General features: G+C 31.5%; 2 protein-coding genes. Both read right to left on the bottom strand.

What is annotated here, in order from left to right; all coding sequences use genetic code 11:
• Nucleotides 1–793 (bottom strand): IS3 family transposase (locus NU08_RS22180; RefSeq protein WP_242502631.1); only part of this gene is annotated, 793 nt, incomplete at its 3' end.
• Nucleotides 790–1,269 (bottom strand): helix-turn-helix domain-containing protein (locus NU08_RS22175; RefSeq protein ID WP_410501072.1); only part of this gene is annotated, 480 nt, incomplete at its 5' end. The genes NU08_RS22180 and NU08_RS22175, both read right to left, overlap by 4 nt.

Below are 1,269 nucleotides of genomic sequence, written 5' to 3'. Positions count from 1 at the left end.
TGTTTAAATTTGATTTAATTCTTTCGTTATTGTAATAGGTAATATACTTATTAATTTCTTTTTTTAATTGTTCTATTGATTTGAATTTTTGGGTATAAAACATTTCAGATTTCAATGTCCCAAAGAAGTTTTCAATAATTGCATTATCCAAGCAGTTTCCTTTTCTTGACATGCTTTGTCTGATTCCTTTTTGTTCTAATAGATGTTGGTACCGGCTCATTTGATATTGCCAGCCTTGGTCAGAATGAAGTATTAGATTTGTATTGTCCGGTATTTTTCTAAAGGCTTTTTTCAGCATCATAACTACTTGAATGAACACTGGTCTCTCTTTAAGTTCATAGCTTATAATTTCTTGATTAAACAAGTCAATTATTGGCGAGAGATATAATTTATTCCCAGCTACGTTAAACTCTGTTATATCAGTTGCCCATTTTTGATTTGGAGCTTGTGCTTTAAAATTTCGTTCCAGTATATTGGGAGCTATTTTGCCATTTTCTCCTTTATAAGATTTATATTTTTTTACCCTAATATTACTTTTTAACCCTAATAGATTCATTAATCTGAGAACTGTTTTATGATTGACAACCAGTCCTTGGTTATGCAGTTCATCAGTTATTCGTCTGTAACCATAACGTCCTTTATGTCTTTGATAAATAACTTTAATCAACTCTTTAGTCTCTTTATATTTATCAGGTGATTTACTTTGTTTTTGATGATAATAAAAACTGCTGCGCGCCATGTTTGTCAGGTTCAGAAGTAGTTCTAAACCAAATTTATGCCTTAATTCGTTTATGGCTTTGGATTTTTCTTGGCTTGAATTAAGGCCTGAAGCTTTTTTAGCAATTCATTCTCACAACGAAGTCTTTCATTTTCCTTTAATAGTTCTTCTTCTCTTGTCAGAAGCTTGTCTGATTTGCGCTTTTTGCCTTTATGGTCACTCATCGATATAGGTCTGCCTGGTTGCTTTAGTTTTAATCCTGCCAATCCAAAGTTAGCAAAATCTTTTTTCCATTTTAAAATTATAGAAATGCTGGGAATATTAAATCTTACACCAGCCTGCATCAAAGAAAGAGAATCCTTTTCTATGCTCCTTAGTACTTTTAGCTTAAAATCGGTTGAATAAATTTGATTTATTCGTGGCAATAAACCAATTTCACCATATGCCTCATAAAAACTGACCCATTTACGAATATTCCATCTTGCGGTCTGTTTCAATTTTGAAACATATCCAGCTGAATATTTTTTCTTTAAAACCAATTCTACACATTC

Source organism: Flavobacterium anhuiense (assembly GCF_004151235.1).
Taxonomy (GTDB): domain Bacteria; phylum Bacteroidota; class Bacteroidia; order Flavobacteriales; family Flavobacteriaceae; genus Flavobacterium; species Flavobacterium anhuiense_A.
The sequence above is the reverse complement of the archived record's forward strand: the minus strand, read 5'-3'. Positions and strand labels throughout refer to the sequence as shown.